This window comes from Pseudomonas sp. Z18(2022), from assembly GCF_036346535.1.
Lineage (GTDB): Bacteria > Pseudomonadota > Gammaproteobacteria > Pseudomonadales > Pseudomonadaceae > Aquipseudomonas > Aquipseudomonas yamanorum_A.
The window spans coordinates 482,747-508,854 of record NZ_JAOTOA010000003.1; the positions used below are offsets into that span (position 1 = coordinate 482,747).

Consider the following 26,108-nt stretch of genomic DNA (forward strand, 5'->3'; position numbering starts at 1 on the left):
AACCATTCAGCCGCGAGCGGCGGCAATCTTGATCAGCTTGGCGTAATAGAACCCGTCGTGGCCGCCTTCCTGGGCCAGCAACTGCCGGCCATGAGGCTGCTTGATCCCGGCCTGGATGTCGAGGTCCAGTTCCCGTGCACCGCTGGTGCGGGCGAGGAAGGCTTCGATGACCTCGGTGTTTTCGGTCGGCAGTGTCGAGCAGGTGGCGTACAGCAGGATGCCGCCGACTTCCAGGGTTGGCCACAGCGCGTCCAGCAACTCACCTTGCAGCACGGCAAGCGCTGCGATGTCGTCAGGTTGGCGGGTCAGCTTGATGTCCGGGTGGCGACGGATCACGCCGGTGGCGGAACACGGCGCGTCCAGCAGGATGCGCTGGAACGGCTTGCCGTCCCACCAGGTGGCGGTGTCGCGGCCGTCGGCGGCGATCAACTCGGCGCTCAGGCCCAGGCGGGCGAGGTTTTCCCGCACGCGCACCAGGCGCTTGGCTTCCAGGTCCACGGCGACGACGCCGGCCAGGTCTGCCTGCACTTCCATGATGTGGCAGGTCTTGCCGCCGGGGGCGCAGCAGGCGTCCAGCACCCGTTGGCCCGGGGCCAGGTCCAGCAGGTCGGCGGCCAGTTGGGCGGCTTCGTCCTGCACGCTGATCCAGCCTTCGGCGAAGCCTGGCAGGTTACGCACATCGCCTGGCTCTGTAAGAACGATGCCGTCCTGGCTGTAGACACAGGCCGTGGCCGCGACACCGGCTTCGCTCAGCAAAGAGAGATAAGCATCGCGGGTGTGATGGCGGCGATTGACCCGCAAAATCATTGGCGGGTGGGCGTTGTTGGCGGCGCAGATGGCTTCCCATTGCTCGGGCCAGAACGCTTTCAGGGATTTTTGCAGCCAGCGCGGGTGGGCGGTGCGCACCACCGGGTCATGTTCCAGCTCGGCCAGCAGCGCTTCGCTTTCGCGCTGGGCGCGGCGCAGTACGGCGTTGAGCAGGGCCTTGGCCCAAGGCTTTTTCAGCTTGTCGGCGCAACCGACGGTTTCGCCGATGGCGGCGTGGGCTGGCACGCGGGTGTAGAGCAGTTGATACAGGCCTACCAGTAGCAGCGCCTCGACATCGGCATCCGCCGCCTTGAATGGTTTTTGCAGCAGCTTGGCCGCCAGCGCCGACAACCGTGGCTGCCAGCGGGCGGTACCGAAGGCCAGGTCCTGGGTAAAGCCGCGGTCGCGGTCTTCGACTTTATCCAGTTGGATCGGCAGCGAACTGTTGAGGGAAGCCTTGCCGTTGAGTACGGCGGCCAGGGCCTTGGCGGCGGCCAGACGTGGGTTCATTGGGCGTCTACCGCTTGGCCGAGGATGATGCCTGCGGCAAATTTCTCACGGCGGCTGTTGAACAAATCGCTGAAGTTCAGCGCCTTGCCGCCGGGCAATTGCAGACGGGTCAGACACAGCGCCTGTTCACCGCACGCCACCAGCAGGCCGTCCTTGCTGGCGCCGATGATCTCACCGGGTGCGCCCTTGCCTTCGGCCAAGGTAGCGGCGAGTACTTTCAAGGCTTCGCCATTGAGGGTGCTGTGGCAGATCGGCCATGGGTTGAAGGCCCGTACCAGGCGCTCCAGCTCCACGGCCGGGCGGCTCCAGTCGATACGGGCTTCATCCTTGTTCAACTTGTGGGCGTAGGTGGCGAGGCTGTCGTCCTGTACTTCGCCTTCCAGGGTGCCGGCGGCCAGGCCGGCGATGGCCTGGACCACAGCCGGCGGGCCCATTTCGGCGAGGCGATCGTGCAGGCTGCCGCCGGTGTCTTCAGCGGTGATCGGGGTGGTGACTTTCAGCAGCATCGGGCCGGTGTCCAGGCCTGCTTCCATGCGCATTACGGTCACGCCGCTTTCGGCGTCGCCGGCTTCGACCGCACGCTGGATCGGCGCCGCACCGCGCCAGCGCGGCAGCAACGAGGCATGGCTGTTGATGCAGCCCAGACGCGGGATATCCAGCACGACCTGGGGCAGGATCAAACCGTACGCCACCACCACCAGCAGGTCCGGCTTCAGCGCCGCCAGTTCCGCCTGGGCATCGGCGTTGCGCAGCGTCGGCGGCTGCAACACCACAATGTTGTTTTCCAGCGCCAGCTGCTTGACCGGGCTGGGCATCAGTTTTTGCCCACGACCGGCCGGGCGATCGGGCTGGGTGTAGACCGCCACGATTTGATACGGGCTGGCGAGCAGGGCCTTGAGGTGTTCAGCGGCGAATTCGGGGGTGCCGGCAAAAACGATGCGCAGTGGCTCGGTCATGGGAAACGTCTCACAAAAGAAAAAGGCTTGCCGGAGCAAGCCTTTGAAAGAAGGGAATCAAGCTTGCTGGCGATGCTTCTTTTCCAGCTTCTTCTTGATCCGGTCGCGTTTAAGCGTGGACAGGTAATCGACAAATAGCTTGCCGTTAAGGTGGTCGCATTCGTGTTGGATGCACACCGCCAAAAGGCCTTCGGCAATCATCTCGAACGGCTTGCCGTCACGGTCCAGGGCCTTGATCTTGACGCGCTGGGGACGGTCGACGTTCTCGTAGAAGTCCGGCACCGACAGGCAACCTTCCTGGTACTGGCCCATCTCGTCGGTCAGGGTTTCGAACTCAGGGTTGATAAACACCAGAGGCTCGCTGCGGTCTTCGGACAGGTCCATGACCACGACGCGCTGATGCACGTCGACCTGGGTCGCGGCGAGGCCGATACCCGGGGCTTCATACATTGTTTCAAACATGTCATCGACCAACTGACGAACCTTGGCGTCCACTACGGCCACTGGCTTGGCGATGGTGCGCAGGCGTGAGTCCGGAAATTCGAGGATGTTCAAAATAGCCATAAGCGTAATTGCTGCACATGTGAGGTAAAGGCAAGTCGGCGCCGGGGATGGATCCCTGCTGTGCCGGTGTAAGTGCCGTGGGAAAACGTCCGGAAGCCGCGAAGGCCAAGGCGTTTCACGCGAATGCACATAATAAAGGAGATTCACCCCATGAGGAAATCGCTACTCGTCTTGCTGCTGTGGGCCCAGGCCGTTGTTGCCCAGGTTCCCGCCAGCTTTCCACAGGCTGGTCAGCCGCTGGCGCTTCATACCCAGCAAGCCATCCAGCGCTTTTTACTGCACAACCGCATGCTCGATACGCCCCAGGAACTGGACCACGCTCCCTATATTGTTGCAGCAGATGCCGGGCGGGTATTGGGCGCCAACGGCGAGCGCGTTTATGCGCGGGGCGCCCTGGACCCCGCCGTCCAAACCTACGGGATCTTTCGCCGGGGCAAGGCCTACACCGACCCTGAAAGCCAGGAATTGCTGGGCATCAACGCTGACGACATCGGCACCGCGCGTTTTGTGACCGCGGGCGATGTCAGCACATTGGGCGTGCAGCGGGTGACCCAGGAGGTGCGTCCCGGGGACCGACTGCTCAGCCCCCAAGCCCCCACCGATCTCACGAGCCTGGTGATTCAGTGGCCTGCCGAGGCGATTGCCGGGCGCATCATCGACGTGCCCCGAGGCGTGACACAGATCGGCGTACTGGACGCGGTGACATTGAACAAGGGCCGGCGTAACGGCCTGATGGAAGGTCATTTGCTGGCCGTGGTGAACACCGGGGAAACCGTTCGGGACAGGGTAACCGGCGCCCCGGTGAAGATTCCCGACGAGCCTGTGGGAACGCTCATGGTGTTCCGCACCTACGAAAAACTCAGTTACGGCTTGGTGATCAGCGCGTCGCGCTCCCTGGCGGTGGGGGACCGGTTTGAGGTGCCTGATCGAAGGCAATAATTAGGTTGCTAAATAAGTTACCAACAGAGTTATCCACAGCTTGTTCCGATCAAGGACGATCAAATGTTACCGACGAATGACCGTGAAATTTCCCCGGCAGAACTGGAAGCCCGACTACGCTTGCACAGGCTGCCGGAGCTGGGTCCCAAGGGCTTTAAAAAACTCATCGAGGCATTTGGTTCTGCGTCAAAAGCCATCAGCGCACCGGCCAGTGCCTGGTGTTCCCTGGGACTCAAGATGACCAGTGCCGATGCCCGGCGCAGCGAGGAAGTGCGTGATGGCGCCAGCGTCGCGTTGCGCTGGCTGGAGCGTCCGGCCCAGCATTTGCTGATGTGGGACCAGCCAGACTACCCCGCGTTGCTCGCAGAATTGGATGACGCGCCCCCACTGTTATTCGTTGCCGGCAACCCGGCGATTCTGGAAAAGCCGCAACTGGCGATGGTGGGCAGCCGCCGTGCCTCCAGGCCAGGAATGGACACCGCCGCCGCGTTTTCCCGCAGCCTGGCGAGTGCTGGTTTTGTCATCACCAGTGGCCTTGCCCTGGGTATTGACGGTGCTGCTCACCAGGCGGCTTTGGATGTCGGGGGGCATACAATCGGCGTGCTGGGCACCGGGCTTGAAAATTTTTATCCACAGCGCCACCGACGCCTGGCCGAGGCGATGATTGCCCAAGGCAGCGCGGTGGTTTCCGAGTTTCCGTTGGACGCTGCGCCCCAGGCCGGCAACTTCCCACGGCGCAATCGAATTATCAGCGGCCTGTCCCTTGGAGTGCTGGTAGTGGAAGCCAGCATGGCCAGTGGTTCGCTGATCACCGCGCGGCTGGCGGCTGAGCAAGGGCGCGAGGTTTACGCGATTCCCGGCTCGATCCATCACCCAGGCGCCAAAGGTTGCCATCAGTTGATTCGCGATGGCGCCGTGCTGGTGGAAACCATTGAACACATCCTCGAAAACTTGCGTGGCTGGCAGGCACTGTCCCGCCCGGCGCCGGTGGCGGTCACTCATCCGCTGGTGGCGCTGTTGCACGCCGCGCCGCACACCAGTGAAGCCTTGGCGATTGCCAGCGGAAGGGCCTTGTCCGAGGTGCTGGCCAGCCTCACGGAGCTGGAACTGGAGGGCCGGGTGATCTGCGAAAGCGGACGCTGGCTTGCGCGCGGCTAGGTTTTGTAACGAAGATCGGTAAACTGCGCAGAGCTTTAGTCCGGAGAGTGAGCAATGGTCAACAGGTGGCGTGTGCGAGAAGCCGCACGAGAAATTCGCGCAGGCGCGGTGATTGCCTATCCAACCGAGGCAGTCTGGGGCCTGGGCTGTGACCCTTGGAACGAGGAAGCGGTGGATCGGCTGCTGGCGATCAAGGGCCGGTCTGTGGATAAAGGCCTGATCCTGATTGCCGACAATATCCGCCAGTTTGATTTTCTCTTCGAAGATTTCCCGGATGTGTGGATGGACCGCATGGCCAGCACTTGGCCCGGCCCTAATACGTGGCTCGTGCCCCATCAGGATTTGTTGCCCGAATGGATTACCGGGGTGCATGACACGGTGGCGTTGCGGGTGACCGATCATCCGCAGGTGCGGGATTTGTGCTCGCTGGTCGGGCCGTTGATTTCCACCTCGGCCAATCCACAAGGCCGCCCGGCGGCGCGCACACGGATTCGTGTGGAGCAGTATTTCCGTGGGCAGGTGGATCGGGTGTTGGGCGGGAACCTGGGGGGGCGCAAGAACCCGAGTCTGATTCGGGATCTGGCGACGGGTGAGGTTGTGCGCCCGTCTTGAGACCGAGTCGCGGCCATCGCGGGCAAGCCCGGCTCCCACAGGGATCTCTGTTGAACACATATTTTGTGTGCACTGAAGATCAACTGTGGGAGCCGGGCTTGCCCGCGATGGGGCCCTTACAGGTGCCAGAGCCCCAAAAGCCTTATGGCAACAAAATGGTCGACCCAGTGGTGCGCCGCGCCGACAACTCCGTCTGCGCCTTCGCCGCATCCCCCAGCGAATACCGCTGGTTAATATCAATCTGCAATTTCCCGCTGATGATCATTGAAAACAGATCATCCGCCATCGCCTGCAGGTTTTCCGGGTTGTTGGCGTAGGTCGCCAAAGTCGGCCGGGTGACATACAGCGAGCCCTTGGCCGCCAGAATCCCCAGGTTCACCCCATCCACAGCGCCCGACGCATTCCCAAAACTCACCACCAGCCCACGTGGCGCCACGCTGTCCAGCGAGGTGAGCCAGGTGTCCTTGCCTACGCCGTCGTACACCACCGGGCACTTCTTGCCGTCAGTCAGTTCCAGTACGCGCTGTACGACATTTTCCTTGCTGTAGTCGATGGTTTCCCAGGCGCCGAGGGACTTGGCCAACGCGGCCTTTTCCGGCGAGCTGACGGTACCGATCAGCTTCACGTCCAGGGCCTTGGCCCATTGGCACGCCAGCGAACCGACACCACCGGCAGCGGCGTGGAACAGAATGGTTTCGCCACCCTTCAACTCATAGGTCTGGCGCAGCAGGTATTGCACGGTCAGGCCCTTGAGCATCGCACCGGCGGCCTGTTCGAAGCTGATGTCGTCCGGCAGGTGCACCAGGTTGGCGGCAGGCAGCACATGCAATTCGCTGTAGGCGCCCAATGGGCCGCTGCCGTAAGCCACGCGATCGCCCACCTTGAATTGAGTCACTTCGCTACCGACGGCATCCACGACGCCGGCACCTTCAGCGCCCAGGCCCGACGGCAAGGCCGGTGGCGCGTACAGGCCGCTGCGGAAATACGTGTCGATGAAGTTCAGGCCAATGGCCTTGTTCTGCACGCGAACCTGCTGCGGGCCGGGTTCTGCCGGGGTGTAGTCCACATACTCAAGCACTTCGGGGCCGCCATGGGCACGGAACTGGATACGTTTGGCCATCTGCACTCTCCTTAAGTCATTTCGCGTAGCCCCCTATCGGACTCCTAAGCTTGATCTTCGTCAACTGCGGCAGTAGTGGGTGCAGTGGTATCCTGTGCGCCCATTTGCCGCCGACGCCCAATGGCCTCGTGTAGCTTTGCCCGATTCAAGGTGATGTCATGACTACCCGCACCGAGGCTGTCAAAGCCTACCTGCTTGACCTGCAAGACCGCATTTGCAGCGCCCTGGAAACCTTCGAGACGGACACTCGCTTTATCGAAGACGCCTGGACCCGGCCTGCCGGCGGCGGCGGTCGCACCCGTGTGATCGAAAACGGTTCGGTGATCGAAAAAGGCGGCGTTAACTTTTCCCACGTGTTTGGCAGCGGCCTCCCACCGTCCGCCAGTGCTCATCGCCCGGAATTGGCCGGTCGCGGTTTTGAGGCCCTCGGTGTGTCGCTGGTGATCCACCCGCACAACCCGCATGTGCCGACGTCCCACGCCAACGTGCGCTTTTTCATCGCCGAAAAAGAAGGCGAAGAGCCGGTGTGGTGGTTCGGTGGCGGCTTCGACCTGACGCCCTACTACGGCAACGAAGAAGACTGCATCCACTGGCACCGCGTGGCCGAGCAGGCCTGCGCGCCGTTTGGCCCGGACGTCTACTCACGCTACAAGGCCTGGTGCGACACCTATTTCCACATCAAGCACCGCAACGAACCCCGGGGCATCGGCGGTTTGTTCTTCGATGACTTGAACGAGTGGGACTTCGACACCAGCTTCGCCTTCATGCGCGCCATCGGCGATGCCTACATCGACGCCTACCTGCCGATCGTCCAGCGCCGCAAGGCCATGGCCTATACCGAGCAGCAACGTGAATTCCAGGAATTCCGCCGTGGCCGCTACGTCGAGTTCAACCTGGTCTACGACCGCGGCACCCTGTTCGGCCTGCAATCGGGCGGGCGCACCGAGTCAATCCTGATGTCGCTGCCACCGCAAGTGCGCTGGAGCTATGACTGGAAAGCCGCCCCCGACAGCGAAGAAGCGCGCCTCACCGACTACTTCCTGCAAGACCGCGACTGGCTGGGCGTGCTGCCCAAGGCGGCGGTCTGATGGATCGTTATGTCGTCTTCGGCAACCCCATTGGCCACAGCAAGTCGCCGCTGATTCACCGCCTGTTCGCCGAACAGACCGGCGAGCAACTGGACTACAGCACCTTGCTCGCGCCGTTGGAGGATTTTACCGGCTGTGCAAAAGCATTTTTCGCACAAGGCCGTGGTGCCAACGTCACCGTACCGTTCAAGGAAGAGGCCTATCGCCTGGCCAACACCCTGACCGAGCGCGCCCAGCGGGCCGGCGCGGTGAACACCCTGAGCAAGCTCGCCGACGGCAACCTGCTGGGAGACAACACCGACGGCGCCGGCCTGGTGCGGGATTTGACGGTGAATGCCGGGTTCAGCCTGCAAGGCAAACGCATCCTGCTGCTGGGGGCCGGTGGCGCGGTGCGCGGTGCGCTGGAGCCATTGCTGGCTGAGCAACCGGGTTCGCTGATCATTGCCAATCGCACCGTAGAAAAGGCGGAGTTACTCGCCGAGCTGTTCGACGATCTCGGCCCGGTGTCTGCCAGCGGTTTCGACTGGCTGCGTGAGCCGGTGGACCTGATCATCAACGCCACGTCCGCCAGCCTGTCAGGCGATGTACCGCCGATTGCCGGCAGCCTGATCGAACCCGGAAAGACTTTTTGCTACGACATGATGTACGGCAAAGAGCCTACGGCTTTCTGCCGCTGGGCCAGTGAGCAAGGCGCTGCGGTGGCGATGGATGGGCTGGGGATGCTGGTGGAACAGGCGGCGGAAGCGTTCTTCCTGTGGCGCGGTGTGCGCCCGGATTCGGCGCCGGTTTTAGCTGAGCTGCGCAGGCAACTGGCCTGACGCAAATCCAAATGTGGGAGCTGGCTTGCCTGCGATAGCGGTGGGTCAGCTACACACTTGGCACTGATACACCGCTATCGCAGGCAAGCCAGCTCCTACAGTTTCAACCGCGTTCAGTCTTCGAAATGGAGGGGGCATTTGTCGGCCCCTTCCAGTTTCTTCAACTCCTCCACCACCTGTGGCCGGGCCTTGCGCAATGCCAGGCTGCGCCCCAACCCGTTCAATCGGCGCGCCTCCTGGTGCAGCATCTCCACCCCGGAATAGTCGATAAAGTTGATCTGCTGCGCCTCGATCACCACCCGCTGGCCGTGCAGGCTTTGCAGCCGCACTTGCAGGTAATGGCTGGCGCCGAAAAAGATCGACCCGCCCACCCGCAGTACATCGTCCTCACCGTCCCGCCATTGCTGGATTCGCGGCTGCGAAGTGCGCTTGAGGTAGAAAAACAGCGACGCCAGCACTCCTGCGTAAATCGCGGTCTGCAGCTCCAGCAACAGCGTGGCGATGCAGGTCAGGCTCATCACTACGAACTCCGCACGGCTGACCCGGAACAACGCCCGAATACCACGGTGGTCCACCAACCCCCAGCAAATCAGCAGGATGCTCGCGGCCATGCTCGGGATCGGGATATGCGCGATCAGCGCCGCGCCGAACAGCGCAAACAGCGCCACCCACAGCGCGGAAAACACCCCCGCCAGCGGCGAACAGGCGCCCGCCTCATAGCTCAGGCCGGAGCGGGTGAAGGAACCTGCCGACAGGTACCCGGAGAAAAATCCGCCAACGATGTTGGATAAACCCTGTGCGCGCACTTCCTGATTCGCATCGAGCAACTGTTGTGAGCGGGCCGACAACGAGCGCGCAATCGACAGGCTGGTCACCAGCCCGAGCATGCCCACCGCCACGGCACTCGGCAGCAGACGCAGGACCATGTCCAGGTCCATCGGCAGCGGGCTGAACGGCGGCAACTTGCCGACAAATGAACTGACCAACGCCACCTGCCCGAACACCGCCGGCCACAGCCAGGGGATCAGGCTGCCCAGGGCCAGCGCGATCAACAGTGTTGGCCAGCGCGGTACCCAGAGTTTCAGCAGCACCCCCACCAGCAAGGTGCCGAGCCCGAGCACCAGTGAAGGATGATTCCACTCCCCGGCATGGTTGATCAGCGCCAGCAGGCTGTTGATTGCGGTGGCCTGGCTGGGCAGATCCAGCCCCAGCAGGTTGGGCAGTTGCCCCAGGGCGATGACCACAGCTGCGCCGAGGGTGAAGCCGAGCACCACTGAATGCGAGACGAAATTCACCAGGGCGCCAAAGCGCAGCATGCCCAGTAGCCATTGGAAGACGCCGGCCAGGAACGTCAGCAACAGGATCAGCGTGATGTAGTCCTGGGAGCCGGGCACGGCCAGTGGGCTGACGCTGGCGTAAAGCACGATGGAAATCGCCGCCGTGGGACCGCAGATCAGGTGCCAGGAGGAGCCCCACAAACAGGCGATCAACACCGGGATGATGGCGGCGTACAGGCCGTACTCCGGTGGGAGACCGGCGATCAGCGCGTAGGCAATGGATTGCGGCAATGCCAGGACTGCACCGCTCAGGCCGACGATCGCGTCTCGCCCGACGCTGGCGCGGGTTTGGCGCGGGAGCCAGCTGAGGAAGGGGAAGAGTGTATGGCGGTTGGGCCGGGGCATTTAGGGCTCGGATTGATAGGTTTGAATCAGGGTATCAGGACAAACGCCGGACTGTGGGAGTCCGCTGACTGTGGGAGCCGGGCTTGCCCGCGATGCAGGCGCCTCGGTCCTACAGGGACACCGCGGTGATGCTATCGCGGGCAAGCCCGGCTCCCACAGGGTGCGGCGTCAGCCGTTAGAGCTTGGCTTTTACAGCGGCCAGCGCATCCTGCCCATCGACGGTTTTAACCCCATCGAGCCACTTGTCCAGCACCGTCGGATTCGCCTTGATCCACGCCTTCGCCGCCTCGGCATTGCTGACCTTCTTGTTCACCACCTCAGCCATGATGGCGTTCTCCATCTCCTGGGTGAAACTCAGGTTGGTCAGCAATTTGCCCACATTCGGGCAAGCCTGGGCGTAGCCCTTGCGGGTCAACGTATACACGCTGCCGGTGTCACCGAAGTACTTTTCCCCACCCTTGAGGTAATGCATCTTCAACTGCACGTTCATCGGGTGCGGCGTCCAGCCGAGGAAGGTCACGAACTTCTGCTTCTTCACCGCCCGGGACACTTCGGCCAGCATCGCCTGTTCACTGGACTCGATCAGCTTCCACTGGCCCAGGTCAAAGTCGTTTTTCTTGATGATTTCCTGCAACGAGATATTCGCCGGTGCACCCGAACCGATGCCGTAGATCTTCTTGTCGAACTTGTCGGCAAACTTGTTCAGATCGGCAAAGTCGTGCACCCCGGCGTCCCACACATAGTCCGGCACGGCGAGGGTGAACTCGGTGCCGTCGAGGTTCTTCGCCAGTTGCACCACATCGCCATTGGCCACGAACTTGTCGTAGAAGCCCTGCTGCGCCGGCATCCAGTTACCCAGGAACACATCCACCTGGCCGTCCTTGAGCCCGCCAAAGGTGATCGGCACCGCAAGGGTATCGACCTTGGCCTTGTAGCCCATGCCGTTCAACAAAAAACCGGTAATGGCATTGGTCGCGGCGATATCACTCCAGCCCGGATCGGCCATCTTCACGGTGTCGCAGCTTGAGTCCGCGTAGGCGCCGGCACTGCTCAGTGCCAGCAGCGCAACGCTCACCACGGTGGATAACTTTTGCATGGCCTTCCCCTCAGTTTTATTGGTTTTGGCAGGGTTGTGGAAAACGTGCCTTGCGCTCCAGATCGTCGAGGTCGATATGGTTGCGCATGTATTGCTGACTGGCGTCTACCAGTGGCTGGTGGTCCCAGCTCTTCAGCTTGCCTTGGGTCAGCGCCTCGAATACCAGGCGGCGACGGCGTTGGCTGGCGAGCACCTGTTGGTGAATCGCCGGGATGTCCCATTTGGCCCGCGCCTCACTCAAAAACGCCTCGAACAGTGGCCGGTGTTCCGGTGACTGGCTGAGGTTCTCCCGCTCGTGCGGGTCGTTTTTTACATCAAACATCAGGCAAGGGTCGTCCTCACTGTAGATGAACTTGTAGGCGCCACGCCGGATCATCATCAGCGGGCTGATGGTGCCTTCGGCCATGTATTCGCCGAACACTTCGTCGTGGCCGCCCTGCCCTCGCAAGTGCGAGACCAGCGAGCGGCCATCCAGCGCAAGCCTCGGGTCCAGCTCGCCGCCGGCCAGTTCCACCAGGGTCGGCAGCAGGTCGGCGGTGGACACGGCGGCGGTCACCCGGCCGGCGGCAAACTGCCCCGGCGCGCTGATCAGCAGCGGCACCCGGGCGGCCATTTCAAACCAGTGCATTTTGTACCAGAGCCCGCGCTCGCCGAGCATGTCGCCGTGGTCGCCGGAGAAGATGATGATGGTGTCGTCGGCCAGCCCCGTGTCTTCCAGGGTTTGCAGCAGCTTGCCGACGTTGCTGTCGATGTAGCTGCACGCGCCGAAGTAGGCGCGGCGCGCATCGCGGATCTTGTTCACCGGCAGCGGCTTGTCCCACAGGTCATAGACCTTGAGCAGGCGTTGGGAGTGAGGGTCGAGATCGGCCTGTGGCGGGGTTGTGGGCAACGGGATGTCGTTGTCGTCGTACAGGTCCCAGAACGGCTTGGGAATGGTGTACGGGTCGTGTGGGTGAGTCATGGAGACGGTCAGGCAGAACGGCTGGTCGCCGTCTTCGCGGATATGGTCGAACAGATATTGCTGGGCCTTGAACACCACCTCTTCGTCGAAATCCAGCTGGTTGGTGCGCACGCACGGCCCGGCTTGCAGCACCGACGCCATGTTGTGGTACCAGGTGGGGCGCACGTCTGGCTCATCCCAATTCACTGCCCAGCCATAGTCGGCCGGGTAGATATCACTGGTCAGGCGTTCTTCATAACCGTGGAGTTGGTCGGGGCCGCAAAAGTGCATCTTGCCCGACAGCGCCGTGCGGTAGCCGAGGCGACGCAGGTAGTGGGCATAGGTCGGCACATCGGCGGGGAAATCGGCTGCGTTGTCGTAGGCGCCGATCTTGCTCGGCAACTGGCCACTCACCAGGGTAAAGCGCGACGGTGCACACAACGGGCTGTTGCAGTAAGCGGCGTCGAATACCACGCCCTCGGCGGCGAGGCGGCTCAGGTTCGGCAGTTTGATAGGCGAAGGACCGTAGAACGGAAGCATCGGCGCGGCCATCTGATCGGCCATGATGAAAAGAATGTTCTTGCGCTTCATGGTTTCGCGGCATTCCATAGTCGATGTTTATGCGAATGAGCATGCAGGCCATGGAAAACGTGGTAAAGCCCATGAGAAGCAATGTCTAGGATAAGCACAGCTTATGTATGAATCCCTCGGTAACCTGTCACTTGATCTGCTTCGCGCGTTTGAAGCCGCCGCGCGCCAACGCAGCTTTACGGCGGCGGCCATGGAGCTGGGCACCACCCAGCCGGCCATCAGCCAGCAGATCAAGCGCCTGGAAGAACGGCTGAAAGTGCGCCTGTTTGATCGCATTTACCGGGGCATCGAGCTGACCGATGCGGGCGCCTTGTTGTTCGAACAGGTGCAGGCCGGCTTGCAGAGCATCAACCAGGGCCTGAGTGCGATTGCCGAGCAGGACCAGCACGAAGTCCTGCAGGTGGCGACGGACTTTGCCTTCGCTGCGTATTGGCTGATGCCGCGGCTGCACCGTTTTCATGAAGCCAACCCGCAGGTGGACGTGAGCCTGGTCACCAGTGAGCGCAATCACGCCACGTTGCGCAGCGATATCGATGTGGCGGTGCTGTTCGGTGATGGCCGTTTCAAACAGGGCGACAGCCATTGGCTGTTCAACGAGGAAGTGTTCCCGGTCTGCAGCCCGCAGCTCATCCAGGACCGCGACGCGCCGCTGCCGTTGCAGAGCCTGCTGGAGTTTCCCTTGTTGCACCTGCGCCAGCAAAACAACAACCAGTGGTTCGACTGGGGCGGCGTGTTCCGCGAGCTGGGTATCACTACCGCGCCCACCCCGGGCCAACTGCGTTTCGACAACTACACCCTGTTGATCCAGGCGGCGATTGCCGGCCAGGGCGTGGCCATTGGCTGGCGCCATCTTGTGGATAACTTGCTGGAGCAAAACTGGCTGTGCCGGCCGATTGGCGACACGGTGATCTCGCGCTTCGGCTATTACGTGGTGCTGCCCCAGCGCAAACGTCGCAGCCAGTTGATCGAGCGTTTCGTCGACTGGCTGATGGCCGAGCAGGCCAGCAGCGCACAATCGTTGACCGGCCTGGCCCTGCCGTCCATTGCGGTCTAGGATTTGCCGATCATTGAGCCCGGAGCCTGTCATGCAACGTATCAAGGGCTACCACGCCCATATCTACTTCGACGCCAACACTATCGACCAGGCGCGCAAACTCTGCGAAGACGCCGCGCAGATGTTCCCGCTGCGCATGGGCCGCGTGCATGAGCGCCCGGTAGGCCCGCACCCGGACTGGAGCTGCCAGTTGGCGTTCGACCCGGAATACATCGGCGTCGTCCTGCCGTGGCTGGCGCTCAACCGCAACGGCCTGGTGGTGTTCCTGCACCCCACCACCGGTGATGACCTCAAGGACCACACCGACCATGCGATCTGGATGGGGGCGATGCGCACGCTGGACTTGTCGATATTCTGAGTGCTTCTATTCCCTATATATGGGACTGATATTTATATATTGAGACTTTGACGGTCTTGGGTTTATATTCGCCTCATCCGCTCAGAACACTCAGGTGAAGCGATGCAGGCGCAATTGATCGCGCTCGATTGGGGAACCAGTTCCCTTCGTGCTTACAAGCTCGGCCCGGCAGGCGTCGTTATCGAACGACGCGCCCTGGCGTCGGGGATCATGCACTTGCCCACCGAACCCCGGGACATTGCCGGCGTTCGCAGCAGCAACGGTTTCGAGCTGGCATTCGATGCGGCCTGCGGTGACTGGCTCGAGGCCCAGCCCGGCCTCCCCGTCATCGCCTGCGGCATGGTCGGCAGCGCCCAGGGCTGGAGCGAAGCGGTTTACCGCGACACCCCGGCCGATGTCGCCACCCTTGGCCAGGCGCTGCATGTTGTGCGCAGCCTGCGGGGCACCGCGGTGCACATCGTTCCCGGGGTGATTCAACGCGGCGCGTTGCCTAACGTGATGCGCGGCGAAGAAACCCAGGTTCTCGGCGTGTTGCAAAGCCTGTCCGCCAATACCGGGCGCGACGTCTTGATCGGCCTGCCGGGCAGCCATTCCAAGTGGGTCGAGGTGGTGGAAGGCTGCATCACTCACTTCGACACCTTCATGACCGGCGAGCTGTTCGCCGTGCTCAGCCAACACAGCATTTTGGGTCGCACCCAACGTCCTTCCGAACAGTTCCAGGCCGTCGCTTTTGATCGCGGCGTGCAGGTGGCACTGTCGGTGGATGGCCAGGCCGGCCTGTTATCGACCTTATTCAGCGCCCGCACCCTGGGCTTGACCGGCGAACTGGCGCCCGACGAGCAACCGGACTACCTGTCCGGCCTGCTGATCGGCCACGAACTCATGGGCCTGCGCACCCGCCAGCAGGCCCAGGCGCGCGACATCGTACTGGTGGGCGCAACCCAACTCTGCACCCGCTACCAGCGTGCACTCCAACTCTGTGGCTTCCCCCACGTGACCTTGGCGCAGGAGGCTACCGAGCGTGGCCTTTGGCAGCTGGCCATGGCGGCGGGGCTGCTGCCTGCAACCTGACGAGAGGCCCGACATGCTCAAGCAAGCACTGACACACAACGGTTTGATCGCGATCCTGCGCGGCCTGCGACCGGACGACGCGCTGGCGATCGGCGAGGTGCTGTACGCGGCGGGCTTCAGGGTGATCGAGGTACCGCTCAACTCGCCGGATCCCTACGCCAGCATCCGCATCCTGCGGGACAGCCTGCCTGCCGATTGCCTGATCGGCGCGGGCACGGTGCTGACTCCGGAACAGGTCGATCAAGTCAAAGCGGCCGGCGGCCAGGTGATCGTCATGCCCCACAGCGATGCCAAGGTGCTGCGTGCCGCCAAGGCTGCGGGCCTGTACCTGTCGCCGGGTGTGGCCACGCCGACTGAAGCGTTTGCTGCGCTGGCCGAAGGCGCCGACGTGCTGAAACTGTTCCCGGCCGAGCAAATGGGCCCGGCGGTGGTCAAGGCCTGGCTCGCGGTACTGCCCGCAGGCACGGTGTTGCTGCCGGTGGGCGGCATCACCCCGGACAACATGCAGGTATTTTTCGACGCGGGCGTCAAAGGCTTCGGCCTCGGCTCCGGCTTGTTCAAGCCAGGCATGAGCGTCGCCCAGGTGGCAAGCAATGCCCAGGCCTACGTCGCGGCCTGGAATGCCTTGGGCTGATTAGCGTTCTCCATCTACAAGAGAGACAAGAAGATGAAAATCACCAAACTGACCACCTTCATCGTCCCGCCACGCTGGTGCTTCCTCAAGGTTGAAACCGACCAGGGCGTGACTGGTTGGGGCGAGCCTGTGGTCGAGGGCCGCGCCCACACCGTGGCGGCCGCTGTCGAAGAGTTGTCCGACTACTTGATCGGCAAAGACCCACGCAATATCGAAGACATCTGGACCGTGCTCTACCGCGGCGGCTTCTACCGTGGCGGCGCGATCCATATGAGCGCCCTCGCCGGTATCGACCAGGCGCTGTGGGACATCAAGGGCAAGGCCCTCGGCGTGTCGGTCAGCGACCTGCTGGGCGGCCAGGTGCGTGACAAGATCCGCGTGTATTCGTGGATCGGTGGCGACCGCCCGGCAGACACCGCCCGCGCCGCCAAGGAAGCCGTGGCCCGTGGTTTTACCGCCGTCAAAATGAACGGCACCGAAGAGCTGCAATTTCTCGACAGCTTCGAAAAAGTCGACCAAGCCCTGGCCAACGTCGCCGCCGTACGTGATGCGGTTGGCCCCAACGTCGGCATCGGCGTGGACTTCCATGGCCGGGTGCACAAGCCCATGGCCAAGGTGCTGATGAAAGAACTCGACCCCTACAAACTGATGTTTATCGAAGAGCCGGTGCTCAGCGAAAACTACGAAGCGCTGAAAGAGCTGGCGCCGCTCACCAGCACCCCGATAGCCCTTGGCGAGCGCCTGTTCTCGCGCTGGGACTTCAAGCGGGTGCTCAGCGAAGGCTACGTCGACATCATCCAGCCGGATGCTTCCCACGCCGGCGGTATCACCGAAACCCGCAAGATCGCCAACATGGCCGAAGCCTACGACGTGGCCCTCGCCCTGCACTGCCCGCTCGGCCCGATTGCCCTGGCGGCGTGCCTGCAACTGGACGCGGTTTGCTACAACGCGTTCATCCAGGAACAGAGCCTGGGCATTCACTACAACGAGAGTAATGACCTGCTGGATTACGTGCGCGATCCGGGGGTTTTCGACTACGACCAGGGCTTTGTGAAGATCCCTAACGGGCCGGGCCTGGGCATCGAGATCAACGAGGAATACGTGATCGAACGCGCGGCCATCGGGCATCGCTGGCGCAACCCGATCTGGCGGCATGCCGATGGCAGTTTTGCCGAGTGGTAAGCCTTTATTCCTGACGGAACACGGTCTCTGTAGGCGCTGGCTTGCCTGCGATAGCGGAGTGTCAGCTTGCATCCGCGGCACTGACACGCCGCCATCGCAGGCAAGCCAGCTCCCACATGAACCGCGGTTTCTTCAGTAAGACCCGTCCTCAATAATCATAAGAAGAGGCAACCCCATGCAATCCGAGTCCTTCACCGGGCAGGCTTCTTTAGTCACGCCCAGCCGAAAGCGTTTCTTCATCATGGTGCTGCTGTTCATCACGGTGGTGATCAACTACCTGGACCGCAGCAACCTGTCGATTGCCGCCCCGGCCCTGACCAGTGAGCTGGGGATTGACCCGGTGCATGTCGGGCTGATCTTCTCCGCGTTCGGCTGGACCTACGCCGCCATGCAAATCCCCGGCGGCTGGCTGGTGGACCGGGTGCCGCCGCGCATTCTCTACAGCGTCGCCCTGCTGCTGTGGTCAATCGCCACGGTGATGCTCGGCTTCGCCGCCAGTTTTATCGCACTGTTCGTATTGCGCATGGCGGTCGGTGCCCTCGAAGCCCCGGCTTACCCGATCAACAGCCGGGTGGTCACCACCTGGTTTCCCGAGCGTGAGCGGGCCACGGCGATTGGGGTCTACACCTCCGGGCAGTTCGTCGGGCTGGCGTTTCTCACGCCGGTACTGGCCTGGCTGCAACACACCTTTGGCTGGCACATGGTGTTTGTCGCCACCGGCGGCGTGGGCATTGTGTGGGCGTTGATCTGGTACGCGGTGTACCGCGAGCCTCGGGATTTCAAGGGTGCGAATGCGGCGGAAATCGAGCTGATCCGCGCAGGCGGCGGGTTGGTGGATATCCAGGCGCAGGCGGCCAAGGCGCCGTTCAGTTGGGTCGACCTCGGCATCGTGCTGAGCAAGCGCAAGTTATGGGGGATCTACCTGGGGCAGTTCTGCCTGAACTCCACGTTGTGGTTTTTTCTGACGTGGTTCCCCACCTACCTGGTGAAATATCGCGGCATGGACTTCATCAAATCCGGCCTGCTGGCGTCGCTGCCGTTTCTCGCGGCGTTTGTCGGCGTGCTGTGTTCGGGGCTGTTTTCCGATTGGCTGATTCGCCGGGGGACGTCGGTGGGGTTTGCGCGCAAGCTGCCGATCATTGGCGGGCTGTTGATTTCCACGGCGATCATTGGCGCCAACTTTGTTGACTCCACGGCGTGGGTGATTGCCTTTCTGGCGGTGGCGTTTTTCGGCAATGGCCTGGCGTCGATCACCTGGTCGCTGGTGTCGACCCTGGCGCCGGCAAGGCTGCTGGGGCTGACGGGTGGGGTGTTCAATTTCATCGGCAATCTGTCGGCGATCACCACCCCGATCGTGATTGGCTTTCTGGCCACCGGGGATTCGTTTGCGCCGGCGATTACGTATATCGCGGTGCTGGCGTTGCTGGGGGCGCTTTCCTACATCCTGTTGGTGGGCAAGGTCGAACGTATCGAAATTTAGCGACTGCTGAATACCTGTGGTGAGGGAGCTTGCTATGGCTAGGGAGCTGCTGTGGCGAGGGAGCTTGCTCCCGCTGGGCTGCGCAGCGGCCCCAAAATCCTGGGAGCGCTGCGCACTCCAGCGGGAGCAAGCTCCCTCGCCACAGCAGCTCCCTCGCCACAAAAGCAGTCCGGCTCTAGTACAGCGCGCCATCCAGAATCTGATAGACGATGCTGGTGCCCACGGCGATCAACACGATATCCCCGCCCGAGCGGCGCCATTCGTAACCTGGGTATTGCGGCAGATGGCCCAGCGCCCGAGGGTCCAGGCGCTCGCCGTAGTAGTTTGGCGGCAGGCGCTGGCCGCGCTCCAGGTGGATACCGGGAGGCGGTGGTGCGCCACGGCGGAAGTCGCCATGGTTGTCGCGGATGACCTGTCTCACAGGACCAAAGTCCTGAGGAGGGCCGCCACGGTGGTTGTCCTGCGGCCCGCGATGGTCATCGCCACGTTGATCGTGCTGGCCTTGTGGCCCACCACGGTCAGGTCCGCCACCCTGGTCATAGGGCGCAGCTTGGACCAGGGCGCTGGCGCCAAGCACCAGCACGCCTACACCTGCAATCAAACGTTTGGGGATTTTCATGGGGCTGTTTCCTCAGTACTGCACGAACAAAAAAGGGATTTCGAACCACGTTCGAAATCCCTTGGTCTTGTTAGCTTAGGTACTGATTTGCCAGCATGATTCCTCTGTATCAGGAACTTTACCTACCGCTTACGAGCCGCTTACTTACGGGCGTTGCGCACACCTTCCGACAGCGCCGAACACAGGGTCAATACACCGTCGATGGCCTGCTGATCATTGCTGGCATTGGCGATGTGATCGATCAGTGCCGACCCCACCACCACACCGTCTGCCAGGCGGGCGATTGCAGCGGCCTGCTCCGGGGTACGGATGCCAAAACCGATGCTGATCGGCAGGTCGGTGTGGCGACGCAGGCGGGTCACGGCTTCTTCGACGTGTTCCAGGGTCGCGGCACCGGCACCGGTCACACCGGCTACCGACACGTAGTACACAAACCCGGAGCTGCCGTTAAGTACGGTCGGCAGGCGCACGTCGTCGGTGGTCGGCGTGGTCAGGCGGATAAAGTCGATACCGGCGGCCTGGGCCGGGTCGCACAGCTCGCCGTTATGCTCGGGCGGCATGTCGACCACGATCAGGCCGTCGACGCCGGCTTCTTTCGCATCGGTGATAAAGCGTGACACGCCGTACATGTGGATCGGGTTGAAGTAGCCCATCAACACCAGTGGCGTGTCGCTGTTGTCCTTGCGGAACTCGCGGACCATTTGCAGGGTTTTAGTGAGGTTCTGCTTGGCAGTCAGCGCGCGGATGTTGGCCAGTTGAATGGCGGGACCATCGGCCATCGGGTCGGTGAAGGGCATGCCCAACTCGATCACATCGGCACCGGCCGCCGGCAAGCCCTTGAGGATCGCCAGCGAGGTGTCATAGCCCGGGTCGCCGGCGGTAACGAAGGTCACCAGGGCGGCGCGGTTTTGTTCTTTCAGTTGCGCAAAACGTGTTTGCAGGCGGCTCATCAGTGTTTCTCCTGCTGGGACTGTTCCATATGGTGCATCACGGTTTGCATGTCTTTGTCACCACGGCCGGACAGGTTCACCACCATCAGGTGATCTTTCGGCAAGGTCGGTGCGCGTTTGAACACTTCGGCCAGGGCGTGGGCGCTTTCCAGTGCAGGAATAATCCCTTCCAGACGGCAGCATTTGTGGAACGCGTCGAGGGCTTCGTCGTCGGTCACCGAGGTGTACTGAACGCGGCCGATGTCGTGCAACCAGGCGTGTTCAGGGCCGATGCCCGGGTAGTCGAGGCCGGCGGAAATCGAGTGGGCGTCGATGATCTGGCCGTCGTCGTCCTGCAGCAGGAACGTGCGGTTGCCGTGAAGTACGCCCGGTACGCCGCCGTTGAGGCTCGCCGCGTGCTTGCCGGTTTCGATGCCGTAGCCGGCCGCCTCGACGCCGATGATGTCGACGCTGGTGTCATCCAGGAACGGATGGAACAGGCCCATGGCGTTGGAACCGCCGCCGATGCAGGCCACCAGGCTGTCGGGCAGCCGACCTTCCTGGGCTTGCAGCTGGGTACGGGTTTCCTTGCCGATCACGGCCTGGAAGTCGCGAACCATCGCCGGGTAAGGGTGTGGGCCGGCCACGGTGCCAATCAGGTAGAAGGTGCTGTCGACGTTGGTCACCCAGTCGCGCAGGGCTTCGTTCATCGCGTCTTTCAGGGTGCCGGTGCCGGCGACGACCGGGATCACTTCGGCGCCCAGCAGCTTCATGCGGAATACGTTGGCCTGCTGGCGCTCAATGTCGGTGGTGCCCATGTAGATCACGCATTGCAGGCCAAACCGCGCGGCGACGGTGGCAGTGGCCACACCGTGCATGCCGGCGCCGGTCTCGGCGATGATGCGTTTTTTGCCCATGCGCCGCGCCAGCAGGATCTGGCCGATGCAGTTGTTGATCTTGTGGGCGCCGGTGTGGTTCAGCTCTTCGCGCTTAAGGTAGATCTTGGCGCCGCCGCAGAATTCGGTCAGGCGTTCGGCGAAGTACAGCGGGCTTGGACGTCCGACGTAGTCGCGCTGGAAGTAGGCCAGTTCTTCGTTGAAGGCCGGATCGATCTTGGCCGCTTCGTATTCGCGGGCCAGGTCGAGGATCAACGGCATCAGGGTTTCCGCCACGTAGCGGCCGCCGAACGAACCAAACAGGCCATTGGCATCTGGGCCGTTGCGTAAATCGGTCTGGGACTGAGTCATGGGACGCTCCAGGTAGAAAATATGTAAGAGGCAATGACGGTCACTCTACCCCTGACGCTGGGCGCTGAAAACCGATAAGATCGCCACAACCTGTCAGGAAAACTCACAGATGAGCCGAGATCTTCCCCCGCTGAATGCCCTGCGCGCTTTTGAGGCGACCGCTCGCCTGAACAGCGTGAGCCAGGCTGCCGAGCAACTGCACGTCACCCATGGGGCGGTCAGCCGCCAGCTCAAGGTGCTGGAAGAGCATCTCGGTGTCAGCCTGTTCGTCAAGGACGGGCGCGGCCTCAAACTCACAGATGCCGGTATCCGCCTGCGGGATGCGAGTTTCGAGGCGTTCGAGCGTTTAAGGGACACCTGCGCCGAACTCACTCAAAGCAGTGCCGACGCGCCGTTTGTGCTCGGCTGCTCCGGCAGCCTGCTGGCCCGCTGGTTTATCCCGCGCTTGGGCCGCCTGAATACGGATTTGCCGGATTTACGCCTGCACCTGTCCGCAGGCGAAGGCGATCTCGACCCGCGTCGCCCGGGGCTGGACGCACTGCTGGTGTTCGCGGAGCCGCCGTGGCCGGCGGATATGCAGGTTTACGAATTGGCCAGCGAACGCATCGGCCCGGTCATGAGCCCGCGTTTTGCCCATTACGAACGATTGCGCCAGGCGCCTGCCGAGGCACTGCGCAATGAAACCCTGTTGCACACCACCTCGCGCCCACAAGCCTGGCCCAGTTGGGCTCAGCACCACGGGATCGACGCCGGCGCGTTGAAGTACGGCCAGGGTTTCGAGCATTTGTATTATTTGCTGGAGGCAGCGGTGGCAGGGTTGGGGGTGGCGATTGCGCCGCAGCCGCTGGTGGCAGAGGACCTGCGAGCGGGCCGCCTGGTTGCGCCGTGGGGTTTCAGTGAAACCCCGGCGCAACTGGCGTTGTGGCTACCCAAGCGCGCCGCGGATGGGCGCGCCCGGCAACTGGCGCAGTGGCTCAAGGCTGAGCTGGCGCGCCAGGACGTTTAGTCGCCGCGTTTGCACAGCAAGTAAGCCGCCAGCAGGCCCAGCGCACCAACGGCGACACCGGCGGTAGTCCATGGGTGCTCTTGCGCGTAGTCCCGTGTTGCAACACTGGTTTCGCGGATTTTGACTTTGCTTTCTTCGTAGGCATCGCTGATCAGGTGGCGGGAATGCTTGAGGGCGTTCTCGGCATTGCTTTTCAGGGCCTTCAGGGTTTTGCGCGACTCGTCGGATGCATCGTCCTTGAGGCTTTCCAGAGATTTGAGCAGGCTCGAAATCTCGGCTTCCATGCTTTCCAATGACGCTTTGCGTAAAGAGGTGTTGGCCATGTGGGCTCTCCTGGAGTGATTGAGTGGCGTGTGTTGTTTCCGACTGCGGCGGTTTCAGAAAGTGCAGTAAATCTGAACTTTCGCGTGGGAATGGTCGCCAGAAGCAGTACGAGAATTCACTGCTAGGCTTCATAAACCACCCAGGAGAAAAACCTTATGAGTGATCATCACACCTACAAGAAAGTCGAACTGGTGGGCTCTTCCACGACCAGCATCGAGGAAGCCATCAACAATGCCCTGGCGGAAGCCAGCAAGAGCATCAAGCACTTGGAGTGGTTTGAAGTGACCGAAACCCGTGGCCACATCAAGGACGGCAAGGCCGCGCATTTCCAGGTCACCCTCAAGGTAGGGTTCCGTATTGCCAGTAGTTGATCCAGCCGGTTGAACTTGCGCGCTGGCCGATTGCCATAAACTCCGCTACAACCTTTAGGTACGTCGACGTGACGAGCGTTGGCGTGCTTCCTTTCGATCAACCCAAGGAAAGTGACGGATGAAGAACTTTTTGTTGGCGGTAGGTTTGTTGAGCATTGCGGGCACAGCCCTGGCGGCGGGCAAGCCTTGTGAAGAGCTGAAAAGCGAGATTGCGGCGAAAATCGACGCTAAGGGCGCTTCAGGCTACTCCCTGGAAATCGTGGACAAAGGTGCTGCACCTGGTGACCACACGGTTGTCGGCAGTTGTGAAGCCGGTACCAAGGAAATTGCCTACAAGCGCGGGTGATCCCGTGTTGCAGACATAAAAAACCGACGCAAGTGCGTCGGTTTTTTTATGCCTGGGGTTTAGCCCTTCATGATCTGCGCCAGCAACTCGTAGGAATGAATCCGGTCGGCGTGCTCGTACAGGTCACAGGTAAAGATCAGCTCGTCAGCGCCGGTCTGCTCCACCAGCACTTCCAGCTTGGCGCGGATCTTCTGCGGGCTGCCCACCATGGCCAGGCCAAGGAAGCTGCCGACCGCGTCTTTCTCATGGGGCAGCCACAGGCCGTCCATGGTCTTGACCGGCGGGCGCTGCACCAGGCTTTGCCCACGCATCAACGCGAGGATCCGCTGGTACACCGAGGTGGCCAGGTAATCGGCTTGCTCATCGGTGTCGGCGGCCACCAGCGGGATGCCGAGCATCACGTAGGGCTTGTCCAGCACGGCTGACGGCTTGAAGTGGTTGCGATAGACGCGAATCGCTTCATGCATCAGGCGCGGTGCGAAATGTGAGGCAAAGGCGTAAGGCAAACCGCGTTCGCCCGCCAGTTGCGCACTGAACAGGCTTGAACCCAGCAGCCACACCGGGACGTTGGTGCCGGTGCCCGGCACGGCGATAACCCGCTGGTCCGGCGTGCGTGGGCCCAGGTAGGCCATCAGCTCGGCCACGTCTTCCGGGAAATCGTCCGCGCTGCCGGAGCGTTCACGGCGCAGGGCGCGGGCGGTCATCTGGTCGGAGCCCGGCGCACGGCCAAGGCCCAGGTCGATGCGGCCCGGGTACAGGCTTTCCAGGGTGCCGAACTGCTCGGCGATCACCAACGGTGCGTGGTTGGGCAGCATCACACCCCCGGAGCCGACGCGAATCGTCGAGGTACCGCCGGCCAGATAACCCAGCAAAACCGAGGTCGCCGAGCTGGCGATACCGTCCATATTGTGGTGTTCGGCCACCCAGAAACGGTTGTAGCCGAATTTTTCCACATGCTGGGCCAGGTCCAGGGAATTGCGCAGCGACTGCGCCGGGCTGCCGTTGGCGCGCACGGGCACCAGGTCGAGGGTCGAGAACTTTACGTCGGACAGCGATTTCATAAGCCTGCTTCTCCAATAGGGGCGCAGGCTTCTTAGACGAACCAAAACCTGCCGCTTCATGTGCATGTCCTATGCAATGAGGGCATATACCCGAGATTCAATAGCGAAGCGGAAATTTCCTACTTAATCGCTAGGTTTCTCCGACAAGATGAACTTTGCCGGGGCGTCTATCCTCAGAACCCTTACTGACGCAAAACCACCGTTCGAGGAGACCGCTATGAGTATCGTTAAAAAAGCATCCGCGCATTGGGAAGGCGACCTGAAGACTGGCCTGGGTTCCATCTCCACGGAAACCGGCGTGCTGCGCGAAGCGCCCTACGGCTTCAAGGCCCGTTTCGAAGGCGGCAAGGGCACCAACCCTGAAGAGCTGATCGGTGCGGCCCATGCCGGTTGTTTCTCCATGGCCTTTTCCATGATTCTCGGCGACGCCGGGCTCAAGGCCGATAGCATCGACACCCAGGCCGAAGTGACCCTGGACCAGGTGGACGGTGGTTTTGCGATCACTGCAGTGCACCTGATCCTCAAGGCCAAGATCCCGGGCGCGAGCCAGGCGCAGTTCGATGAATTGAGCAAAAAGGCCAAGGAAGGATGCCCGGTGTCCAAGGTGTTGAACGCCAAAATCACCCTGGACGGCACCCTCGTTAGTTGATCAACCCTTGTAGGAGCGAGCTTGCTCGCGAAGAGCTCAAAGGCGCCGCGCTCTTCCAGGCGGTGCGCGTTATCGTTGACGTTTTTCGCGAGCAAGCTCGCTCCTACACGTTCAGGTATGGTCGAATAGCCGATTGCAGACTCAGCGCACACCCGTGCGCATGCATTCAGGGAGCTTCACACATGAAACGTATTGCCTTGGCGGTTATCTGCGGTGCGCTGGCCACGTCGGCACTGGCCGCGCCGAAAGACTGTGAAGAGCTGAGGAAAGAGATCGAGGTCAAAATCCAGGCCAAAGCGATTCCGTCCTACACCCTGGAAATCATCACCGCAGAAGAGGCCAAAAATCATGACAGCGCCATGATCGTCGGCTCTTGTGAAAACGGCACCAAGCGCATCATCTACCAGAAGAACAACGACTGATCAGATGCAGTTGACGCTGCGTTCTTCTGCCAGCAACTGACCCGCTTTGTTGTACAGCCGGATATTCGGGTTGTAGCCCAGTGACCGCCCTTCCAGGCGATAACGCTGGCCGGCCTCGAAACGGTCGTATTGCAGGGTCATGAAGCAGGTGCGGTCAGTGGTTTGGCCAAACCCGCCGAAGCTGCCGCCGGTAGGCACCTCGAAATCAAAACGCACCATCAATTCATGGCTGCCAGGCGGCACCTGGAAAAAGCGCCCGTCGTTCAGGTTCTTTCCGTCCAGGCGTTGCGCCATCACCAGCTTGGCACCGGGTGTCGGTGTGGCGAAGTCGACCCAGGCTTGTTGCGGGTCAACCGCAGGGAGCGGCGTCGACGCGCAGGCACTGAGAAAAATCGCGGCGACGGGAAGCAGTAGCTGACGCATGTTAAGCACTCAACTGTAGGAATGGTTTTGAGCGGCTGCGTTCTGCAGCAA

Annotated in this window: 29 protein-coding genes; 16 read left to right on the plus strand and 13 right to left on the minus strand. The window is 62.0% G+C overall.

The features are described from left to right. Positions 1-6: 6 nt before the first annotated feature. From rsmB to def, 3 genes are read right to left on the minus strand one after another with little or no spacing between them, the layout of a single operon-like run. Positions 7-1,317, minus strand: a complete 1,311-nt coding sequence (rsmB, locus tag V3W39_RS10245; RefSeq protein ID WP_177043600.1) for a 16S rRNA (cytosine(967)-C(5))-methyltransferase RsmB — start codon at positions 1,315-1,317, stop codon at positions 7-9. Further along, positions 1,314-2,273 (minus strand): methionyl-tRNA formyltransferase, encoded by a 960-nt coding sequence (gene fmt, locus V3W39_RS10250; RefSeq protein ID WP_330212590.1) that lies wholly within the window; start codon positions 2,271-2,273, stop codon positions 1,314-1,316. Before fmt ends, rsmB begins: the two co-directional genes overlap by 4 nt. A 57-nt stretch (positions 2,274-2,330) precedes the next feature. Continuing rightward, positions 2,331-2,837, minus strand: a complete 507-nt coding sequence (gene def, locus V3W39_RS10255; protein WP_003213617.1) for a peptide deformylase — start codon at positions 2,835-2,837, stop codon at positions 2,331-2,333. A gap of 150 nt (positions 2,838-2,987) precedes the next feature. Between def and V3W39_RS10260 the strand changes: the two genes are divergently transcribed. The 3 genes from V3W39_RS10260 to V3W39_RS10270 all read left to right on the plus strand — a co-directional run bounded on the left by V3W39_RS10260 (position 2,988) and on the right by V3W39_RS10270 (position 5,546). Further along, positions 2,988-3,776 carry a peptidoglycan-binding protein gene (locus tag V3W39_RS10260; RefSeq protein ID WP_330212591.1) on the plus strand — a complete coding sequence of 263 codons (789 nt, stop codon included), beginning with the start codon at positions 2,988-2,990 and terminating at the stop codon, positions 3,774-3,776. Between the two features lie 63 nt (positions 3,777-3,839). Next, on the plus strand, positions 3,840-4,934 hold the full coding sequence (gene dprA, locus V3W39_RS10265) for a DNA-processing protein DprA (protein WP_177079096.1): 1,095 nt from the start codon (positions 3,840-3,842) through the stop codon (positions 4,932-4,934). 54 nt (positions 4,935-4,988) lie between these two features. After that, positions 4,989-5,546, plus strand: a complete 558-nt coding sequence (locus tag V3W39_RS10270; protein WP_177043596.1) for an L-threonylcarbamoyladenylate synthase — start codon at positions 4,989-4,991, stop codon at positions 5,544-5,546. A 142-nt stretch (positions 5,547-5,688) separates the two neighbouring features. On the opposite strand, the gene V3W39_RS10275 is transcribed toward V3W39_RS10270, so the two are convergent. Next, positions 5,689-6,666, minus strand: a complete 978-nt coding sequence (locus tag V3W39_RS10275; RefSeq protein ID WP_177043595.1) for an NADPH:quinone reductase — start codon at positions 6,664-6,666, stop codon at positions 5,689-5,691. 158 nt (positions 6,667-6,824) lie between these two features. Here V3W39_RS10275 and hemF point away from each other — a divergent pair, with 158 nt between their 5' ends. Beyond that, positions 6,825-7,754 carry an oxygen-dependent coproporphyrinogen oxidase gene (gene hemF / locus V3W39_RS10280; protein WP_003213625.1) on the plus strand — a complete coding sequence of 310 codons (930 nt, stop codon included), beginning with the start codon at positions 6,825-6,827 and terminating at the stop codon, positions 7,752-7,754. Beyond that, complete coding sequence (aroE, locus tag V3W39_RS10285; RefSeq protein ID WP_330212592.1) at positions 7,754-8,572, plus strand: shikimate dehydrogenase; 819 nt, start codon at positions 7,754-7,756, stop codon at positions 8,570-8,572. The genes hemF and aroE overlap by 1 nt, the downstream gene beginning before the upstream one ends. Before the next feature lie 113 nt (positions 8,573-8,685). Here the strand turns inward: aroE and V3W39_RS10290 are convergent, their stop codons facing one another. The 3 genes from V3W39_RS10290 to betC all read right to left on the minus strand — a co-directional run bounded on the left by V3W39_RS10290 (position 8,686) and on the right by betC (position 12,881). Then, on the minus strand, positions 8,686-10,254 hold the full coding sequence (locus V3W39_RS10290) for a SulP family inorganic anion transporter (RefSeq protein ID WP_330212593.1): 1,569 nt from the start codon (positions 10,252-10,254) through the stop codon (positions 8,686-8,688). 175 nt (positions 10,255-10,429) lie between these two features. Next, positions 10,430-11,350 (minus strand): choline ABC transporter substrate-binding protein, encoded by a 921-nt coding sequence (gene choX / locus V3W39_RS10295; protein ID WP_330212594.1) that lies wholly within the window; start codon positions 11,348-11,350, stop codon positions 10,430-10,432. 16 nt (positions 11,351-11,366) lie between these two features. Then, a complete protein-coding gene (gene betC / locus V3W39_RS10300) occupies positions 11,367-12,881 on the minus strand; it encodes a choline-sulfatase (protein WP_177043590.1) in 1,515 nt (504 codons plus the stop codon). Positions 12,882-12,984: 103 nt separating this feature from the next. On the opposite strand from betC, the gene V3W39_RS10305 reads away from it, so the two are divergent. From V3W39_RS10305 to V3W39_RS10330, 6 genes are all read left to right on the plus strand, one after another. Beyond that, positions 12,985-13,935, plus strand: a complete 951-nt coding sequence (locus V3W39_RS10305) for a choline sulfate utilization transcriptional regulator (RefSeq protein WP_177079090.1) — start codon at positions 12,985-12,987, stop codon at positions 13,933-13,935. Positions 13,936-13,966: 31 nt separating this feature from the next. Further along, positions 13,967-14,293: a DOPA 4,5-dioxygenase family protein gene (locus tag V3W39_RS10310; RefSeq protein WP_093203349.1), complete on the plus strand. Its 327-nt coding sequence runs from the start codon at positions 13,967-13,969 to the stop codon at positions 14,291-14,293. A gap of 102 nt (positions 14,294-14,395) precedes the next feature. Continuing rightward, positions 14,396-15,364: a 2-dehydro-3-deoxygalactonokinase gene (locus V3W39_RS10315; protein ID WP_330212595.1), complete on the plus strand. Its 969-nt coding sequence runs from the start codon at positions 14,396-14,398 to the stop codon at positions 15,362-15,364. 13 nt (positions 15,365-15,377) lie between these two features. Continuing rightward, a complete protein-coding gene (locus V3W39_RS10320; RefSeq protein ID WP_330212596.1) occupies positions 15,378-15,998 on the plus strand; it encodes a 2-dehydro-3-deoxy-6-phosphogalactonate aldolase in 621 nt (206 codons plus the stop codon). A 33-nt stretch (positions 15,999-16,031) separates the two neighbouring features. Next, the gene (gene dgoD, locus V3W39_RS10325; protein WP_003213645.1) at positions 16,032-17,180 is read left to right on the plus strand and encodes a galactonate dehydratase; all 1,149 of its coding nucleotides are present in this window, start codon (positions 16,032-16,034) and stop codon (positions 17,178-17,180) included. 175 nt (positions 17,181-17,355) lie between these two features. Then, complete coding sequence (locus tag V3W39_RS10330; RefSeq protein ID WP_177043586.1) at positions 17,356-18,660, plus strand: MFS transporter; 1,305 nt, start codon at positions 17,356-17,358, stop codon at positions 18,658-18,660. Between the two features lie 175 nt (positions 18,661-18,835). Here V3W39_RS10330 and V3W39_RS10335 read toward each other — a convergent pair whose 3' ends face one another. From V3W39_RS10335 to trpB, 3 genes are all read right to left on the minus strand, one after another. After that, the gene (locus V3W39_RS10335) at positions 18,836-19,279 is read right to left on the minus strand and encodes an anti-virulence regulator CigR family protein (protein ID WP_177043585.1); all 444 of its coding nucleotides are present in this window, start codon (positions 19,277-19,279) and stop codon (positions 18,836-18,838) included. Positions 19,280-19,419: 140 nt separating this feature from the next. Then, positions 19,420-20,229: a tryptophan synthase subunit alpha gene (gene trpA, locus V3W39_RS10340; RefSeq protein ID WP_330212597.1), complete on the minus strand. Its 810-nt coding sequence runs from the start codon at positions 20,227-20,229 to the stop codon at positions 19,420-19,422. Continuing rightward, positions 20,229-21,455, minus strand: coding sequence for a tryptophan synthase subunit beta (trpB, locus tag V3W39_RS10345; RefSeq protein ID WP_177043584.1), 1,227 nt, complete (start codon positions 21,453-21,455; stop codon positions 20,229-20,231). The genes trpA and trpB overlap by 1 nt, the downstream gene beginning before the upstream one ends. Positions 21,456-21,564: 109 nt before the next feature. On the opposite strand from trpB, the gene V3W39_RS10350 reads away from it, so the two are divergent. After that, on the plus strand, positions 21,565-22,461 hold the full coding sequence (locus V3W39_RS10350; RefSeq protein ID WP_177043583.1) for a LysR family transcriptional regulator: 897 nt from the start codon (positions 21,565-21,567) through the stop codon (positions 22,459-22,461). Here the strand turns inward: V3W39_RS10350 and V3W39_RS10355 are convergent. Then, positions 22,458-22,784: a DUF883 family protein gene (locus V3W39_RS10355; RefSeq protein ID WP_032885107.1), complete on the minus strand. Its 327-nt coding sequence runs from the start codon at positions 22,782-22,784 to the stop codon at positions 22,458-22,460. The genes V3W39_RS10350 and V3W39_RS10355 overlap by 4 nt on opposite strands. 156 nt (positions 22,785-22,940) lie before the next feature. Here V3W39_RS10355 and V3W39_RS10360 point away from each other — a divergent pair, with 156 nt between their 5' ends. Then, positions 22,941-23,156, plus strand: coding sequence for a dodecin (locus V3W39_RS10360; protein WP_017848986.1), 216 nt, complete (start codon positions 22,941-22,943; stop codon positions 23,154-23,156). Between the two features lie 118 nt (positions 23,157-23,274). After that, a complete protein-coding gene (locus V3W39_RS10365; protein WP_177079086.1) occupies positions 23,275-23,502 on the plus strand; it encodes a DUF1161 domain-containing protein in 228 nt (75 codons plus the stop codon). Between the two features lie 59 nt (positions 23,503-23,561). On the opposite strand, the gene V3W39_RS10370 is transcribed toward V3W39_RS10365, so the two are convergent. Next, positions 23,562-24,563 (minus strand): LLM class flavin-dependent oxidoreductase, encoded by a 1,002-nt coding sequence (locus V3W39_RS10370; protein WP_008439586.1) that lies wholly within the window; start codon positions 24,561-24,563, stop codon positions 23,562-23,564. Positions 24,564-24,780: 217 nt separating this feature from the next. Here V3W39_RS10370 and V3W39_RS10375 point away from each other — a divergent pair, with 217 nt between their 5' ends. Together V3W39_RS10375 and V3W39_RS10380 are read left to right on the plus strand one after the other, a co-directional pair. Then, positions 24,781-25,212 carry an OsmC family protein gene (locus V3W39_RS10375; RefSeq protein ID WP_177130066.1) on the plus strand — a complete coding sequence of 144 codons (432 nt, stop codon included), beginning with the start codon at positions 24,781-24,783 and terminating at the stop codon, positions 25,210-25,212. Between the two features lie 182 nt (positions 25,213-25,394). Then, on the plus strand, positions 25,395-25,634 hold the full coding sequence (locus V3W39_RS10380) for a DUF1161 domain-containing protein (protein ID WP_177043581.1): 240 nt from the start codon (positions 25,395-25,397) through the stop codon (positions 25,632-25,634). On the opposite strand, the gene V3W39_RS10385 is transcribed toward V3W39_RS10380, so the two are convergent. Beyond that, a complete protein-coding gene (locus tag V3W39_RS10385; RefSeq protein WP_088421912.1) occupies positions 25,635-26,057 on the minus strand; it encodes a PA0061/PA0062 family lipoprotein in 423 nt (140 codons plus the stop codon). Positions 26,058-26,108: the final 51 nt, after the last annotated feature.